Origin of the sequence: Streptomyces sp. NWU339, assembly GCF_003143855.1 — a bacterium.
Classification (GTDB): Bacteria; Actinomycetota; Actinomycetes; order Streptomycetales; family Streptomycetaceae; genus Streptomyces.
The window spans coordinates 1-15,716 of record NZ_QFRK01000073.1 but is presented as its reverse complement, the minus strand read 5'-3'; the positions used below and the strand labels follow the sequence as shown (position 1 = coordinate 15,716).

The 15,716-nt window shown below is 68.4% G+C and carries 14 protein-coding genes and 6 pseudogenes; 8 read left to right on the top strand and 12 right to left on the bottom strand.

Annotated elements, in window-relative coordinates; all coding sequences use genetic code 11:
• Positions 1-52: 52 nt before the first annotated feature.
• Both DIZ27_RS49050 and DIZ27_RS40255 read right to left on the bottom strand, forming a co-directional pair.
• Positions 53-253 (bottom strand): hypothetical protein, encoded by a 201-nt coding sequence (locus tag DIZ27_RS49050; RefSeq protein WP_375232063.1) that lies wholly within the window; start codon positions 251-253, stop codon positions 53-55.
• Between the two features lie 459 nt (positions 254-712).
• Positions 713-1,135 carry a transposase gene (locus DIZ27_RS40255; RefSeq protein WP_146229081.1) on the bottom strand — a complete coding sequence of 141 codons (423 nt, stop codon included), beginning with the start codon at positions 1,133-1,135 and terminating at the stop codon, positions 713-715.
• A gap of 54 nt (positions 1,136-1,189) precedes the next feature.
• Between DIZ27_RS40255 and DIZ27_RS40250 the strand changes: the two genes are divergently transcribed.
• The 5 genes and pseudogenes from DIZ27_RS40250 to DIZ27_RS40230 form a co-directional block, all read left to right on the top strand.
• Positions 1,190-1,909: an IS6 family transposase gene (locus tag DIZ27_RS40250; RefSeq protein WP_109383298.1), complete on the top strand. Its 720-nt coding sequence runs from the start codon at positions 1,190-1,192 to the stop codon at positions 1,907-1,909.
• An 82-nt stretch (positions 1,910-1,991) separates the two neighbouring features.
• A pseudogene (locus tag DIZ27_RS40245) lies at positions 1,992-2,156 on the top strand (universal stress protein); the annotation flags it as partial.
• A 594-nt stretch (positions 2,157-2,750) separates the two neighbouring features.
• Positions 2,751-3,044: pseudogene (locus tag DIZ27_RS48025) on the top strand (keto-deoxy-phosphogluconate aldolase); the annotation flags it as partial.
• 64 nt (positions 3,045-3,108) lie between these two features.
• Complete coding sequence (locus DIZ27_RS48020) at positions 3,109-3,378, top strand: hypothetical protein (protein WP_309074979.1); 270 nt, start codon at positions 3,109-3,111, stop codon at positions 3,376-3,378.
• A pseudogene (locus DIZ27_RS40230) lies at positions 3,375-3,569 on the top strand (sugar kinase); the annotation flags it as partial. The gene DIZ27_RS48020 and the pseudogene DIZ27_RS40230, both read left to right, overlap by 4 nt.
• A 173-nt stretch (positions 3,570-3,742) precedes the next feature.
• Here DIZ27_RS40230 and DIZ27_RS40225 read toward each other — a convergent pair.
• Positions 3,743-4,705 (bottom strand): IS701 family transposase, encoded by a 963-nt coding sequence (locus tag DIZ27_RS40225; RefSeq protein ID WP_258308794.1) that lies wholly within the window; start codon positions 4,703-4,705, stop codon positions 3,743-3,745.
• Between DIZ27_RS40225 and DIZ27_RS40220 the strand changes: the two are divergent.
• Positions 4,669-5,415: pseudogene (locus DIZ27_RS40220) on the top strand (ISAzo13 family transposase); the annotation flags it as partial. The gene DIZ27_RS40225 and the pseudogene DIZ27_RS40220 overlap by 37 nt on opposite strands.
• Positions 5,416-5,441: 26 nt before the next feature.
• Here the strand turns inward: DIZ27_RS40220 and DIZ27_RS40215 are convergent.
• The 9 genes and pseudogenes from DIZ27_RS40215 to DIZ27_RS40180 form a co-directional block, all read right to left on the bottom strand.
• A protein-coding gene (locus DIZ27_RS40215; protein ID WP_109383296.1) for an IS3 family transposase occupies positions 5,442-6,694 on the bottom strand; the annotation gives its coding sequence in 2 pieces (ribosomal slippage) (positions 5,442-6,412 and positions 6,412-6,694; 1,254 coding nt in all).
• Between the two features lie 486 nt (positions 6,695-7,180).
• Positions 7,181-7,969 (bottom strand): transposase, encoded by a 789-nt coding sequence (locus DIZ27_RS40210; protein ID WP_109383295.1) that lies wholly within the window; start codon positions 7,967-7,969, stop codon positions 7,181-7,183.
• 132 nt (positions 7,970-8,101) lie between these two features.
• Positions 8,102-9,680, bottom strand: a pseudogene (locus tag DIZ27_RS40205) (ISAzo13 family transposase).
• 186 nt (positions 9,681-9,866) lie between these two features.
• Positions 9,867-9,995: a hypothetical protein gene (locus DIZ27_RS48015; protein ID WP_258308793.1), complete on the bottom strand. Its 129-nt coding sequence runs from the start codon at positions 9,993-9,995 to the stop codon at positions 9,867-9,869.
• A 33-nt stretch (positions 9,996-10,028) separates the two neighbouring features.
• Positions 10,029-10,472, bottom strand: a pseudogene (locus tag DIZ27_RS40200) (ISAs1 family transposase); the annotation flags it as partial.
• Positions 10,473-10,625: 153 nt separating this feature from the next.
• Complete coding sequence (locus DIZ27_RS40195) at positions 10,626-12,395, bottom strand: reverse transcriptase/maturase family protein (protein ID WP_181383934.1); 1,770 nt, start codon at positions 12,393-12,395, stop codon at positions 10,626-10,628.
• A gap of 210 nt (positions 12,396-12,605) precedes the next feature.
• Positions 12,606-13,448, bottom strand: a complete 843-nt coding sequence (locus tag DIZ27_RS48010) for a transposase family protein (protein WP_258308792.1) — start codon at positions 13,446-13,448, stop codon at positions 12,606-12,608.
• Positions 13,449-13,643: 195 nt separating this feature from the next.
• Positions 13,644-13,880: a helix-turn-helix transcriptional regulator gene (locus tag DIZ27_RS40185; RefSeq protein WP_109383294.1), complete on the bottom strand. Its 237-nt coding sequence runs from the start codon at positions 13,878-13,880 to the stop codon at positions 13,644-13,646.
• Positions 13,880-14,431: a DUF2975 domain-containing protein gene (locus DIZ27_RS40180; RefSeq protein ID WP_258308791.1), complete on the bottom strand. Its 552-nt coding sequence runs from the start codon at positions 14,429-14,431 to the stop codon at positions 13,880-13,882. Before DIZ27_RS40180 ends, DIZ27_RS40185 begins: the two co-directional genes overlap by 1 nt.
• A gap of 344 nt (positions 14,432-14,775) precedes the next feature.
• Here DIZ27_RS40180 and DIZ27_RS40175 point away from each other — a divergent pair, with 344 nt between their 5' ends.
• On the top strand, positions 14,776-14,955 hold the full coding sequence (locus DIZ27_RS40175; protein ID WP_109383292.1) for a hypothetical protein: 180 nt from the start codon (positions 14,776-14,778) through the stop codon (positions 14,953-14,955).
• 212 nt (positions 14,956-15,167) lie between these two features.
• Positions 15,168-15,704: a hypothetical protein gene (locus DIZ27_RS40170; RefSeq protein ID WP_109382947.1), complete on the top strand. Its 537-nt coding sequence runs from the start codon at positions 15,168-15,170 to the stop codon at positions 15,702-15,704.
• The last annotated feature ends 12 nt before the right edge of the window (positions 15,705-15,716 follow it).

The window sequence follows — 15,716 nt, the reverse complement described above, 5'->3', positions numbered from 1 at the left end:
CGAGTAATTGTCAAGACCTGTGGATCGATGGCTATCTGCGGGGTCGGCGTTGTCAGGTTGAGTGAGTGCTCGAGGGTGTGAGCCGGTTCGGCGCGTTTCGGCTTCGGTGGTGACAGTGGCTCAGGCTACGGCGAGCAGGCCGGCGACGCCGGTGATCTGGTTCCAGCTCGCGAAGCGGATGGTCATCATCCTTCAGGAGCCGGCGGAAGAACCGCAGTGCCACCTTCTTGTCGCGCCGGTTCTGCACGAGCATGTCGAGGACGCTGCCGTCCTGGTCGACGGCCCGCCCCAGGTACTTCGGCACTGTCATCCCTGAAGGAGCGGGGGTGGGCAAGAGGTCTCCTCGTCCTTTTTCTCCGGTTTCCGGGCGCTTGCAGGCAGCGCTGAGCCCCGGGTGCGGCCTCAAGGCCGTTCGTCCTCGGCTCCGCCTGCGGGCGCTCCGCCTTGAGGCCGCACCCGGGCGGCGCAGACTGGTCGCGCCGGGACCGGGGTGTGGAGTTGTGGTGTCTCGCCCCCAGGGTGTGGTCGTGGGGTGGGCAGGCTCGGCTGCCGGTCATCCCTTCGCGGGGCCCTGTTCCGCCCGTGCGGCCCGAACAGGCCCTCTGCATGGGGCGGTCCGCTCCGGCAAGCGGGACCAATCACGTTGACGGCCGCGCCGCCGAGGCGGGGGCCAGACAGTGCGCGATCGCGCGCCGGCCGGGTTCCGGCCTGCTCACGCCGGACCCGTCTTCGCCAGGCAGCGGACCTCGCCGTCGCGCAGCGCGTAGTAGACCAGGGTGAGCAGCTTGCGGGCCGCGGCGGCCTTGGCGACGTTGCGGGCCGGGGTGCCACGGCGGTCGACGATGCGGTCCCTCAGCCGCCGCATCGGGGTGTCGGCGGAGCATCGCTGCACCGCCTCGACGCAGGCCCAGCGCAGCAGCGACGAGCCCTGCCTGGTGATCGGCCCGCGGTGGACCTTGGTGTCCGAGGCGCGGTGCCGCGGGGTCGGCCCGGCCCCCGAACACAGCCGGGCGGGGCCCGGGAAGCGGGCGACGTCGCCGATCTCGGCGACCATGACGGCGGCGAAGGCCGGGCCGATGCCGGGGATCGTCTGCCCGCCGCGTAGCCGGGATGGCCGGCCAGAAGGCACTGTCACATTGGCTGACCCGTGGGATGATCTCCGAGTTGATCATGGTGGAGGAGGGTCTCCGTGGGGGACGCATCGCCGTTGTACAAGGGGCACCGGTACCCAGTCGAGATCATCTCCCACTGCGTGTGGCTGTACTTCCGCTTCCCGCTGTCGTTCCGCGAGGTGGAGGAGCTCATGCTCGAGCGCGGTGTGACCGTCTCCCACGAGACGGTCCGCCGCTGGTGCGCCAAGTTCGGACAAACCTATGCGAACGGACTGCGCCGCCGCCGGCCCCGCCCCGGGGATAAATGSMACCTGGACGAGGTGTTCGTCAGGATCAACGGGGAGCTGACGTACCGGTGGCGGGCCGTCGACCAGGACGGGATGGTGCTGGACATCCTCGTGCAGAACCGCCGGGACACCGCCGCGGCCAGGCGCTTCTTCCGCCGCCTGATGAAGAAGACGCGCGCGGTGCCCCGGGTGGTGGTCACCGACAAGCTCCGCTCCTACGGCGCGGCCCACCGCGAGGTCATGCCCTCGGTCGAGCACCGCTCCCACAAGGGCCTGAACAACCGGGCCGAGAACAGCCACCAGCCCACCCGGCAGCGCGAACGCGCGATGAAGGGCTTCCGCTCCGTCGGCGCAGCACAACGCTTCCTGGCCGCGTTCAGCGGCATCTCACCCCACTTCCGCCCCCACCGCCACCGGATGACCGCCACCGAATACCGGGCCGAGATGACCATCCGCTTCACCCTCTGGGATCAGGTCACCGGCGTCGCCGGCCTGTCTGCCACGGCCTGATCCCAGAGCCGGAACCCGGCCCCACCACGCCCGACGTACCATCAGGCATTCACACACTCAACAACGTGACAGCGCCCTGAGCGGTGAGATCCGCGAGGTCCTGATCGAAGCGAGCCGGAAAGCCCAATTGATGGTGGCCGGAGCCAGGGGGCGCGGTGGCTTCTCCGGGATGCTGCTGGGCTCGGTGAGCCAGGCCCTCCTGTACCACGCGCACTGCCCGGTCGCCATCGTCCGGGACACGGCGTGACCAGTGCCGTGTACGCGGCCGACGAGCGCTCAGGCGAGGACACACAGGAGGCCGCCGGGGCTGACAGCGAATCCGCGCGGTGCGGGATACCGGGCGCAGGGTCCATCGCGCCTTCGCGGGTCTACCGCGCCGTCGAAGGAATCAAGGTCCCAACCGGTATTCGGCTCCGGCTGACCACTCTGCGTCCTTGCCGGCGGCTGGAACCGCTGGTCCGCCACCGCGACCCGCTTCTACGACCCCGAGGAGGGGATTTGTTGTGCTCCTGATCGACGTCCCGCAGCTCAGGGCCTTCTGGACCAGGCCGACGGCCGGCCGCCGACCCGACACCGCCATCGGCGGACCGTCCGTCCGAACCCGCCGCCCGCTACGCCCGACGTCGTACTGCGCGCCGCCCGCGTCGGATCCGACCACGCGAGGGTGCCGCCGAACAGTGACCCCGAGCAGCTGGCCGTCACCGAGCACCGCGAGCCGCGGCCGTCACCGCCGGCACCCGTACGCGGACGGCCAGGCGGGCGCGGCCGCCTTCCTCGCTTCCCGCGCCGCCGCGTGCGTTTACGGTGCGGTTCTGCCGGTCGACGGCGGACGGCCCGGCCGATGACGGCCGGTCTCGACTCCGTGCTGAAGGGTTCTCGGATCCTGCCGGTACTGACCGTGCCCGACCCTGCCACGGCCGGTCCGCTGGCCGAGGCGCTCGCGGCGGGCGGCGCCCGGTGCGCCGAAGTCACCTTCCGCACCCCCGGCGCCGAGCAGGTACTCAAGACGATGGCGGCTCACGGTGGGCTGACCGTCGGCGCGGGCACAGTACTCACGAGGGATCAGGCGGAACGGGCCGTGACCGCCGGAGCCCGCTTTGTCGTCTCCCTCGGCTACGACGAGGAGGTCGTCGCAAGGTGCCGGGAGCTGAGGGTGCCCGTGGTGCCGGGCATCGCCACCGCCACCGAGCTGATGCGCCCTGCGGGCAGGCTGCCACCCTGTCAAGCTCTTCCCCGCCGAACCGCTCGGCGGCCTGCGAACGCTCCGAGCACTCGCGGCCCCTTTCCCGCAGGCCCGCTTCATTCCGACCGGCGGGATCGACGCCTCCCGCCTGGCCGCCTACCTCGCCGACCTGGCGGTCCTCGCCGTCGGCGGCAGCTGGATGGCGACCGTCGCGCACTTGGAGCAGGGCGACTACGAGGAAATCCGCCGACTGACCACCGAGGCCGTGGAACGGAGCACGCCGTGACCGACGTCGTGGCCCTCGGCGAGGTGATGCTGCGCTTCGACCCGGGCGAGAGCCGCATCCGCACCGCCCGCACCTTCCAGGTCTGGGAGGGCGGCGGCGAGTACAACGTCGTACGAGGCCTGCGACGCTGCTTCGGACTGCGCACCGCCGTCGTGACCGCCCTCGCCGACAACGCCGTGGGCCGGTTAGTACTCCAGCAGTACTTCGCGTCTTGACCTGCGCGGTTGCCGAGCGGTGGGAGTGTAGCGGGCACCGCCCGGTCAGGGGCGGCTTCTGACCGGGCGCCCCTCGAAGGAGTGTCCCCGACGGCGATAGTGGCAGTGGCGGGCCACGGCTTGGCGTCGTCGACGCCAGTGCGACCAGTTCAGCGCGTGGGTGTGGGCATGGGGGTGCTGGGGAGCGCGAGCTGCCAGGAGTCGCCGCACTTCCGCCACGGTGAGCTCGATGACCTCGGTTTCCTCACCGGTGCAGCCCCCTTTTCGCGGGCCTGCGCGGTCATGGCTGCAAGGAAGGCGTGGGCGAGCATGGCCAGGGTGATGTGCCGGTACCAGCCCGGATAGCGGCGGACTTCGTACTGGTCCAGGCCGCACTCGTTTTTTGCCGCCTGGAAGCACTCCTCGATCGCCCACCTGGTGCCGGCGACCCGCACCAGGTCGTCCACCCCCGCGTCCAGAGGTGCGTAAGCGAGGTAGTAGGCGATCTCGTCCGGCTTGCTCACGCTGCGCCGTGCCAGCGCCCACCGTCGACGCACCAACTCCCTTCCCTGGTAGTCGAATTCGGCGACTGCGGGCAGTTGTATCGCGGCCCAGTCGTACATCCGCTGGCCCTTGGCGCCCTGTCCGCACGAGCGGCGCTCCCAGGCGTCCTGCGGAGCCTGGGCGAAGAGGTGATCGATGCGCGGGCATCCCACGGTGAACTGGGACTTCGGCACAGCCACGACGTAGCCGACACCGGCGTTCTCTAGTATGCGGCGGAAGCGGCATTCCTGGCCGTAGGCGGAGTCCGCGGTGACCCAGGCGATCGGTAACGGCGAGGCCAGTGCGCGCAGCACGATCGCCTTGGCGAGGGCGCCCTTGGTCGCGAACTCGCGCTCGTCGGGGATCTTCGCGGCGCGGCAGCGGTCGCGGTCGGTGGTCCAGGACTTGGGCAGGTACAGCTCCCGGTCCACCAACGCGCGGCCGGTGGAGCTGGCGTAGGCGGCGAAGACGCCGATCTGGCAGTTCTCGGTGCGGCCGGGGGCTTGTATTTCAATTACTGCTTGCCCAGGCGGCGTTGGTGGGAGGGTGGACCATGACTGTGCGTCCGCCCGTTGCCGAGTTACGGGCAAAGTTCGATCGGATCCTGCCGCATCTCGACGAGCGCCGCCGTCGGCTCTACCTGGCCAGCGAGGCCACGGCCATCGGCCACGGTGGGATCACGCTGGTGGCTGCCGCTTCCGGAGCCAGCACCGCCACCGTCGCGCGCGGCGTCACTGAACTGGCCGCAGACCCGGTGCCGACGAGGAGGGTCCGGGCTCCGGGAGCCGGCCGCAAGCCGTTGACGGTCACCGACCCCGGCCTGCTGCCGACGCTGGAGGCGCTGATCGAGCCACACACCCGGGGTGATCCCGTCTCCCCGCTGCGATGGACCACCCTGTCGCTGCGTGCCCTCGCCTTGACCCTCACGTCACAGGGCCATCGGGTCAGCGCCGCAACCGTCGGGCGCCTGCTGCACAAGCTGGGCTACAGCCTGCAGGGCACCGTCAAGACCACCGAAGGCGCCAGCCACCCGGACCGCGATGCCCAGTTCGCCCACCTGAACGCCACGGCCACCGCCTTCCTCGACGACGGCCAGCCGGTGATCAGTGTCGACACCAAAGCCAAGGAATGGCTCGGCCACCGCGACCGGCCCGGCCGCGCCTGGCGGCCGGGCAAGAACCCGATCAGGGTCGACTGCCACACCTTCACCACCAGCGACCAGCCGGTGGCCATTCCCTACGGGATCTACGACATCGCCACCAACACCGGCTGGGTCAATGTCGGGACCGACCACGACACTGAACCGCCCCGGGTTCGGTAGAGACCTCAGATTGTGGTGGTGACCTGGGGCTTCGTGAGTTCCGTGTAGTAGTTGGTCTCGTACTCGACGGGTGGGACGTGGCCTATCTCACCGTGCAGTCGTCGGTGGCAGTACCAGTCGATCCACTCGGCGGTGGCCAGCTCGACCTGGGAGAGGGTCTTCCAGGGCCGCTGCGGCTTGATCAATTCGGTTTTGAACAGGCCGATCGTGCTCTCCATCAGGGCGTTGTCGTACGCATCTCCGACAGAGCCGATCGAGGCCGCGATGCCGGCCGCGTCCAGGTGCTCGGCCAGCCGGAAACTGGTGTACTGACTGCCCGCGTCGCTGTGATGTATCAATTCGCCCTGAACATAGGGATATTCATCGCGGTCGCGCTGCCACAGTGCCATCTCCAGAGCGTCCAGGACGAGCTGGGTCTCCTTCGACGTCGCGGCGGACCAGCCGACGATCCGGCGGGAGAAGGTGTCCACGACGAAGGCGATGTAGACCACTCCGGCCCAGGTGGCCACGTGCGTGAAATCCGCGACCCAGCAGCGATTCGGCGCGCCGGCGACGAAGTCGCGGTCCACCCGGTCCGGCGCCCGCTCGGCCTGCTGGTCCGGAATCGTGGTGATGACCCTCTTACCGCGGACGGCGCCGGCGATGCCCAGCTCGCGCATCAGCCGTTCAACGGTGCAGCGGGCCACCTTCTGACCCTGCCGGTTCAGCTCCCGCCAGATCTTCCGGGCCCCGTAGACACGGTAGTTGTCGGTGTGGACCTGGCGGATCAGCCCCTTGATTTCCGCGTCCCGCACAGTACGGGCAGACGGGGCTGCCAGGCGTTTCTTGTGCGCGTAATAGGTGGAAGGGGCGATCGTGCAGTCATGCTCGGTGAGCGTCCTGCAGATCGGCTCGACCCCGCCGAAGCGGCCCTTGTGCTCGGCGATGAACGCTACGAGCGCGTGTGTGGCCGGTCGAGCTCGGCCGCGAAGAAACTCGCCGCCGCCTTCAGGATCTCATTCGCCCGCTTCAGCTCGGCGTTCTCCTTCTTCAACGCCTTGAGCTGGGCGGACTCCTCCGTCGTCGTTCCCGGCCGCGTCCCCGCGTCGATCTCGTGCTGCTTCACCCAGTTCCGCAGCGTCTCGCGGGAGCCGATGCCGAGCTTGTCCGTGACCGCCTGCAGAGCGGCCGTCTCGTTCGGGTGGTCATCGCGCACCTCGGCGACCATGCGCACCGCGCGACGGCGCAGCTCAAGCGGGTAACGGGAAGGTCGTGCCATGACCCGATCCTTTCATGAAATCGAGTCTCCATTCGAGCCGGGGCGGTTCAGGGCGTCACCCGCACCAACCTGTCCAATCAGTTCCAGGACGGGCACCGCCTCCTGGACCTGCACAAAATCACCGTCACGCCACTGCCCGGAGCGCCCGCCCGCACCCTGGAGCAGCTGAAGGCCCGTGGGACGCCAATCGAAAGATACCCCACAGATCAAACCTGACAGTTATTCAATTACAAGCCCCGGGCCGCACCGAGAACTGCCAGATCGGGGGTGCGACGCGAGGTCGCACGCTGTGAGTGGTTACGCAGGAAGGAGGTCGGCATGACGCCGATGACGTGACCCGGGCCAGTGTCCAAGGCCCGTCCCCTCCCCGACGTGCGTCGCTGGTAACGGCGGGGTGCGAAGCTCGGGGAAGAAGCCCAAGGACTCTTGTTCCATCCGGGGGTCACAGGCAAGGGGAAGCCCGGACGGGTGAAGCTCACTGAACCCTCAACGATGCTCCGTGATGGCAAGCCCCGCAGATGGGACGTAACAGCGGGGTGCAGGGCTGGCCGCTGAGAAGCGGCGGGTGCCGGTCGAAGACTCCGAGTCGGCCGGGTGGAAGACGCGGCTGGATTTCACCCGCGTGAGCAACTGCGCGCGAGCATCGCCGCATTCCACGCTCAGCTGGACCGGGTCGTAGCCGCCGTCGAAGACGAACCAGGGCACCGCGCCGGTCGGGCCCAGGCGCCCCAGCAGGTCTCGGATCTGCCCGGCGGCGGCCCGCTCGGGGCCGGGCGCCTCACAGCGCGGGTCCAGGCGGACCGCGTCCATCGGAGCGGTCCAGGAGTCGGCGGCCCAGCCGAGCTGGGCGATCCACTGGTAGCGCCAGCCGGCCACGATCGGCTGCCCGGCCGAGTGGCGGGAGGGGTGGTAGTAGTAGCCGCGCCCGGCCGAGCACTCCGCATCGCACCGGCACCAGGTAGAGGTGTCCACCGCGAAGACCAGCGGCCAGCACCGGTCCCGGGCCCGTATCAGCTCTTCGCGCAGCCGGTCGGCGTCGATCCGGCCGCGGGCCAGCGCGCCGTACACACTCCCGTGCCGCCGCCCGTGCCGCTCGGCCAGCGACAGGTGCGCCAGCGACTGGACCACCACCGGACAGCACACAGCGTCCAGCACGCCGAACAGAGCATCCCGCCGCACGGACAAGCAGGCATAGACCCGCTCGCGGAACTCGGTCAGCTCCGGCAGTCCGTCGCGGATCTCCTGGTCCGGAGCCACACTGAGGACAGCGGCCATCGTGGCCTCCCTGAGCGTTTCGTTGCCTCCTCGGAGAGTCCCGCGATGGCCGCGCCATGTCCACTGATCAGGGAAAACGCCAGGGCGAACCGCTCCGGGAAGTAAAAAGCGAAGCTAAGGGTCCGTAAAGAATCAAGGTGTGGGTTTCGTCTGTGGTGTGAGGGTGACACCGTGTGCGGCGGCGTAGACGAAGAGCCCGGCCAGGGTGCTCAGGTGCGCTGCCGCGGGGGTGAGGGTGTGCCCGTGCTGGTCCATCAGCTGCCGGCTCTCGCCGGTGGCCTGGCGGATGGTGTCCTTGCTGACGGTGAACAGGCGGGCGAGCACGGTGGGTGACAGGCCAAGGCGCTGGCGCAGCACGGTGGCCAGGACGCGGTCGGCCAGGTCCAGTTTGGCTTTGCGGCCGCCGCCTGGGGCCCGGCGCCGGACGCCGCCGTCGCGTCGTGTAGTGCGGTCCGGGGCGTGCAGTGCCTGCCAGGGCCGTGGTCAGCCCAGTCAGGGCGGCGCTGGTCATGCCGGTCAGGGCGGGGTGCGACAGGGCCTCCCGGTCGAGGCCGACGGCCGGTCCGCCGGGGTTCGCCGGCTCGGTGGGCTGGGGGTGCACGGTGTAGTTCCACTCCCGGTGGAAGGCGTGGCCGGTCAACGGCACAGCGTTCAGCTCGGCGTCGCTGACCTTCACTCCGGTGGGATAACGGCCGGGGTCCAGCTCGGCGTGGACGGTGAGCCCGGTGCGCGTGGTGGTCGCGGCGATGCTCTGCACGATGACCTCGTAGCTGGTCAGCGGGCGGCCGCGCCAGTTCATCGTGATCGCGGAGAACAGCCGGTGCTCCACCTTGTTCCATTTCGATGTGCCCGGAGGCATGTGGCAGACGGTGACGGCCAGGCCGGTCTCGGCGGCGAAGGCCGCGAGTTCGGTCTTCCAGGCCCGGGTGCGGTAGCCGTTGGAGCCGCCCGCGTCGGCGGTGATCAGCAGCCGGGTGGCGTGGGGATAGTCGAGGCGTCCCTGCCCGTTCCACCAGCGGCGGAGCGAGGCGACCGCGAACGCGGCGGTGTCGTGGTCGGTGCCGACGCTGACCCAGCCGGTGTTCGCGGTGATGTCGTAGATCCCGTAGGGGGCGGCCCGGCCGAGCTCCTGATCGGGGAAGTCATGGGTGCCGCCCCGCACCGGATCACCCGTCGGCCGCCATTGGCGGCCCGCGTTCTTGAACTGGCCGACGACTTCCTTCTTTTTCGTATCCACGCTGACCACCGGCTCACCGTCCGCCTGATGGTTCTTGGCCTGGTTGTTGATGTACCGGAACTGCGCATCCCGGTCCGGGTGCCGGGCTCCCTCCAGGGTCTTCGCGTTGGCCTGCAGGCTGAAACCGTTCTCCCGCAGCAGCCGGCCCACGGTCGGCGCCGACACAGCATGGCCCTGCCGCGTCAGCTCCCCGGACAGGCACCGCAGCGACTTGGTCGTCCAGCGCAGCGGCGACATCGGATCGCCCCGCTCGTCCGGCTCCACCAGGGCCAGCAACGCCGGAACGAGCAGCGGGTCAAGCTCATCGGCGCTTTTGCGGCCGCCGCCGTCGCGGCGCACCCGGCCATCGGGCAGTGGGGCCTCGCCGCCCTCCAACTCGAAGACTCCCTTGCGCACCGTCGTCTCGCTCACCCCTGCGGCACGTGCGACGGCCCGGACCCCGCCGTGCCCCAGCAGCCGGGCCTCGGTGGCCAGTGCCATCCGCTGCTGCCGCTCATTCAGGTGAGGGAACGACGCCCCGAATCTCAGGGCAAGTTGGTCATGAACCTCGCTCGGTATGCGCGTACCACACCAACGACGGAGCGACCGCGAAGCAACGTGTTGATTCTTTACGGACCCTAACTACCCAGGGTCCCTTGCATGATCAAGATCTGTCCGGGTTCATCCGGTGAGGCCGAGGGCGGCCAGGGGCCTGTGGCAGTCGCGGGCGGTGTGGCGTAGGGCGGCGGCGATGTTGGTGTGGCCGTCCTGGCGGTGGACGCCGATGGCGAGGTTRCGCAGGCCGGCCATGACGCGTGGGAGGCGGCCGGYGTGAATCGTGGAGTCGTCCTCGCGGAACGTGCGGTCGCGGACGTGATGCAGAAGATTTTCGATCTTCCAGTGCCCTTTGATCCAGTCGGCGAGCCGGGTGCCGCCGGCGGTGCCGGGCGGCAGGCTGGTGATCAGGTAGGCGCGTTCGATGGTGAGCTTGCCRCTGGTGAAGTCCTKCCTCCAGCGGACGACYTGGAGGGCCTGGCGGGCGTCGGGGYAGTCGAGGTGGGCGAAGGCRGCGGTCTTCAGCCGCCGGATCTCCAGGCGGTGGTGGGCCCGGGTGCGGTCGTGGTGGTCGAGCGCGATCTCGCGCCAGGGCAGATGGCGGACGCGGTCGAACAGGCCGGGGTGGTTGGCCTTGACCTGGGCGATGTAGTGGGCACCGCGCTCGCGGAGGTAGGTGCCGTGGGTGTGCTGGGTGTGCAGGGCGTCGGCGGTGATGACCGTGCCGGTCAGGTCGATGGTGGACAGCAGGGGCTGGAAGGCGGGGATGTAGGGTCGGCCGCGCGGCGAGGTGCCAGCGTGAACTGGTCCTTTTTCGCGCGGCCTCCCTCCGAACTCACCGTGCGAGTTTCCCCGCAGTGAGCTCTCCGATGACCATGTCCGTGATCATCCTGCCGGTGTTCCGGTATGGATGGAGTCGTGGCAGTCACCGCAGACGATCAGGGTCTTGCGGCGTTTGTCGGCCATGAGCTTCTTCCATCCGGGTGCGGCGGTCCCAGTCCCGGTGAGGCCAGCCAGCGTGCGGACCTGGTGGGTTTCCACCTCGGTTCGACGGTGGCAGAGCTCGCACACGCTGCGGAGAAGTCGTCGGACGACTTCCCGGTGACGGTGGGGTGTGGGGCTGGGGACGCGGTCATGGGGCACCGCGTTCTTGTTGCGCCGGAGAGGAATCCCTCCGAACCTGGCGACCAGTGGTTTCCTGCCCTCCCGCGGTTGCGTGGCCTCGAAGCACGTGCGAAGCCCGTAGGGTGTCTCGGTCTTGACCCTGTGGCGGGTCGTCATTTTCGACACCGACGAGCGGTGCTTGGCGGCCAGGGTCCGCAGCATCGCAGTTCGCATGACCCATTCGAGCCGGTTCAGCTTGTAGACGTCCCCGGCAAGCAGGTAGTACTGGACGAGCCCTCGGTATTCGGCCCCGAATGTCGCGACAATGGTGTAGTCGCTTTCGTTGACCAGATCGCGGCGGTGGGCGGGTTTGCCACGCCGCATGTGCCGAGCGCACTTCGCCTTGACCACCGATCGCGGCACGTTCAACTTGATGAAGCCGTCGGTCCATCTGCGACCTCGGGCTCCCTTGCGATGATCGTGGTGAGCGGTGATCTCATAGCCGAGGAACCGTGCCGCTTGTGAGCGGGCATGGGTGATCAGTGTTTTGTCAGGGGACAGTTCGAGCTTGAGTTCCTCACGCAGGAATGCCGCCAGACGCGCCTTGATCTGCTCAGCCTCGGCTTTCGGTCCGGTGAAACCAAGGAGATGGTCGTCGGCGTAACGGCAGTACCTCAGCCGCCGGTATCCCGAATCGTAGGGGTCTTTGCTGGGCAGCATGCGTCGCTGCTTGCGCGCCTCCCGTACGACTGCGCGGTCGCCGCGTCGGCGTCCGCGCTCGATGATGCCGGACAGCTTGACGTAGGCCGAGTTGTGCCGCCGCTTCTCTCCTCGGGTGTATTCGGGAATCAGTGTCTGTTCGATGAACGTGTCCAACTTGTGCAGGTAGATGGAGGACAGCAAGGGCGAGAGCACACCACCTTGCGGCGAGCCGGACAGTGTTGCGTGCCAGACCCAGTCCTCCATGTATCCGGCCGCAAGCATGTTGCGCACCAGCAACAGGAACCGGTTGTCGTGGATCTTCTCCGACAGAATCGTGATCACGACCTCATGGTCGAAAGATCCGAAGCAGTCGGCGATGTCTCCCTCGATGAACCAGGTTGTCCCGGTCCACGTGTTGGCCACCTCGGTCAGTGCCGTGTGGCAACCGCGTCCGGGACGAAAACCGTGGGAGCGGTCGGAAAACGTCGGCTCGTAGTACGCCTCCAGTAGTAGGCGCATCACCTCCCCGACCAGTTTGTCCGTCCATGACGGCAGACCCAGAGGACGCGTCTTACCATTCTTTTTGGGAATGTGAGTGCGCCGCACGGGACGGAATCGGAAGCGCTCGTGGCGCATCGCATCGATGATGCGATTGATCTTCCCGATGGACATGCCGTCCGCGGTCTCCCCCGAGACTCCGGGTGTCATCGCTCCATGGTTGGAGTAGATACGCCCGTAAGCCAGCAGATACAACTGCGGATTGAACATCTGCCGATACAGTTCCTCCAGCGGCAGGCCGCGCCGGCCGCGTTCACGTAGGACACCCAGCACCGTTTCAGCACTCTGCATTTCGCATACCTCCCAGGCATGTGTGTCCGATCATCTGTGCTCCTTCGCCCTGCGGACGGCTCTCCCGTCCTCCCCGGCCGGTCGTGACTCCGGCGACTACTACGAGCACTCCGTCGCCCTGGGCCTCGCGGCCCGTAGGCGATCCCACGTTCGTCTCTGTCGTACGTCTGCAGCGTGACGTAGGCGCCCCACTCATCTCCTTGAATGTCCTCACTGGACATCGCCCAGCACTCCGGAAGTTGCGCCGCCAACGAAATAATCCAACGCAGAGTGCGGCACCGGTTTCAGAGAAATTTTCCGGTGGATGAAGAGTTGCATCACTGGAGATTGGGATTCAGGCAGTCTAGCTTTCGCCATATCACGCGGGCCCCCTTGTGCACCGTTCCTGATCTCTGGACACGGCCACAAGTTTTCATGGCATGCTCTTGTCCCCTCCGGCTTTCGCCTCGGGGTTAGCCATTGAGCCCAAGAACCTCCTTCCGAGTTCTTCCCGGCTGGGCCGGGGATACGACAGAGCGCCTCGTGGCGCACCTCGTTGCTCTTGTCCGCGACCTGCCGCTGGGCCAGGACGTGGCCCGCGTGGTCCATCGCGGCCAGGAGGGTGATGTGCGTGGTGGTGGCGGTGCGCGAGCCGCGCAGGGCCTTGCCGTCGACCGCGATCGCCCGCAGCTCGGGACCGGCCGGGGTGGCGCGGGAGGCGAGGAAGGCTCCGATCGCCTGGTCCAGGGCGTCGCCGTCGAGCTGGACGAGGAGACGGCGCAGGGTGTGGGGGTGCGGCACGGACACCGAGCCGGTCAGCGGGTCGGCGGGGAAGCCGAGAGCCCGGCAGGCCCATCCGGGCGCGTCGCTGATCCATTCTGTGATCGCGGTCAGTGAGCGGGCGCCGGCCAGGACACTCGCTGCGGCCGCGGCGACCAGGGCCGGCAGCGAGTAGCGGCGGCCGYGGACGCCTCGTGGATCGGGAAGCAGATCCAAAAATCCGGACAGRCGGACCGCGTCCGSCAGCGGGGCCGGTGCGGGAGTCTGGGCCAGTTGGTCCAGCGCGGTGGGCATGAGGGAAGATGCGGGAGCAGGCACGGACTCGCCAAGTGTTCATGGGGCTTCGACACTCACATGATCACCGAGACCGTGCCTGCACTGCGTTTACCCCTGCCCGAACCGGGACGTCCGCCCCAGGGCCGGACCAGCCCGACGTTCCGGACCGATCGCGATCATGCAACAGCCCCTGCCTAACTACCCGGCATTGGGCTATAGACCCCTCTCTGTGGGGTCGTGGGTGATCAGGTCTCCCGGCTGGCACCGCAAGACCTCGCAGATCCTCGCCAGGGTCGAGAAGCGGATGGCTTTAGCCCGCCCGTTCTTCAGCACGGACAGGTTGACGACGGTGATACCCACTTGTGCAGACAGTTCGGTAAGTGTCATGCCACGCTCGGCGAGAAGGAGGTCGAGGTGGATCCGGATCGGGTGAGGTTCCTCTTCGGGCATCAGATGGTCCCTTCGAGGTCCTCTCGCATGCGTACGCCTTCCCGCATGATCTTCCCCATGATCACTGCGGCGAGGCCTGCAAGGACGAGCACCAGCGGCCCAGAGACCGTCGGCCCCGAACCCACGATCGGCGCCATGCTTCCGACGAGCCAGGAATGCGACCATCCGACGATGAGGCCGGCCAGCGGCGTGCCCACGGTGACGAACCAGCCGAGAGCGGAGAGCCTTTGCGCCATCGCCTCGGTGAACGGTCCCTGCAGCAGGACGGCCTCGAGCAGCCGGGAGAAGAGCAGCAGCGCGAGAGCACCAAACAGCAGCCAGGGCAGTTCGTTCCCGAGGTCGGCGGCGCGCTGCCCCGCCGAGGGGCTGTCCTGGCACAGACGTGTAGCACTGCTGGACACCTCCACGGCCGTGCCCACCGGCAGTGGGTCTGCCAGTGAGGCGTTGTGCCAGAAGTCCGTCTGCACGCAGACCGCCCCGTCGTCGAGCATGTGCGTGACCCCCGTGCCGAAGAAGGCGAGCCCGCAGAGCACCGCCAGGGCAAAGGTCACCGCGGACAGAGTCCTCGTGAGTCGCGTGTTCATACAACTTCCCCCTATCGACTTTCGTTATCCTCACGGTAGAGGAACATATCGATATTCGACAAGTTCGCGCCGCTGGCGGGACCGGCCCTGCGGGCTGGGCCGGCGGACCACTGTCTCGCACCGCTCCTGGGCGTTGGACGCGACCATCGATGGCTCGGCGGACCCGGTGAGGTCTACCGCTGATCCCGCGGCCTCCGAACTGGCGCGCGACGTCCGCACCGGGCGCGAGGGCGTCCGGTGCGGCGTCGACTTCGCGGCACCTTCAACCGGTTCCTGTTCGCCGTGGCAGGCGGACTTCTACGATCCGGTGCATGCTGGATCCCGAGCTGCCGGAACGGATCACCGCGCGGCGCGCGGAGCTGGACGAACTCGAAAAACAGCTGGCCAAGCAGCCGGCGGAGGTGCGGGCCGAGCGGGACGAACTCACCGTCGCCGAACGTGTCCTCGAACGGATGACCGAAGAGCTCGCCAATGAGCATCGTCCAACCTGAATTCGCTGGTCATGGGGCTGGCGTGAGCGGGGGCTGAGGTGCTCGTGCCGGTCGTGGGCGTGATCGGTAGCAGGTGATCATCCAATGCCGCGAAGTTAAGAAGCTGTTGTCTTTCCGAGCTTGAGGACGGCGTTCTGCCTGGTCGGGCATAGGGGTGGTGGTTCCGTGGGAGTGGTGGCCTGTCGGGTGGTCACTGCTTGGGGAGGTTGCGGATGCCGTCGGTCGTCGGACTGCTGGAAGAGCACGAGCTCGCCGCTCGCCGTCGCGTGGACGGGCTGCGGGAGGAGGCCGACCGTATCCAGGCCGAACTCGCTGCGGCCGAGCTGGAGTGGCAGGAGTGGGTGATCGCCCGCAGGCGGGTCGGCGCGGTGCTGGCCCCGGCGGGCAGCGGCACCGCCGGGGCGGAGGCCGTCACGGATCCGCCGGGTACGGCCGCGCGGTCGGTGTCCGGGGATGCGGCGACGCCGAAGTCGCAGGTGCCGGTGTGGTGCGAGGGGCTGGCCTGGTCGGCGCTGCCGGTGGACTACCAGCGCATCCTCACCACACTCGCGGACCGGGCCCGGCTCGGTCAGGGGCCGATGACCTGTCAGGAACTGGCCGCCGTCTTCGGCATGGACGTGGTGCCGGCGCGGGTGGAGGCGCTGCGGTCGAAGGCGAAACGGCTGGTGGCCCGTGGCTGGGCGGTGGAGTCGGCGCCGGGCCGGTTCACGCCCGCGACGGGCGTGGCCGGGCCAGGCGGCGGATCATGAGCAGGGTCATCG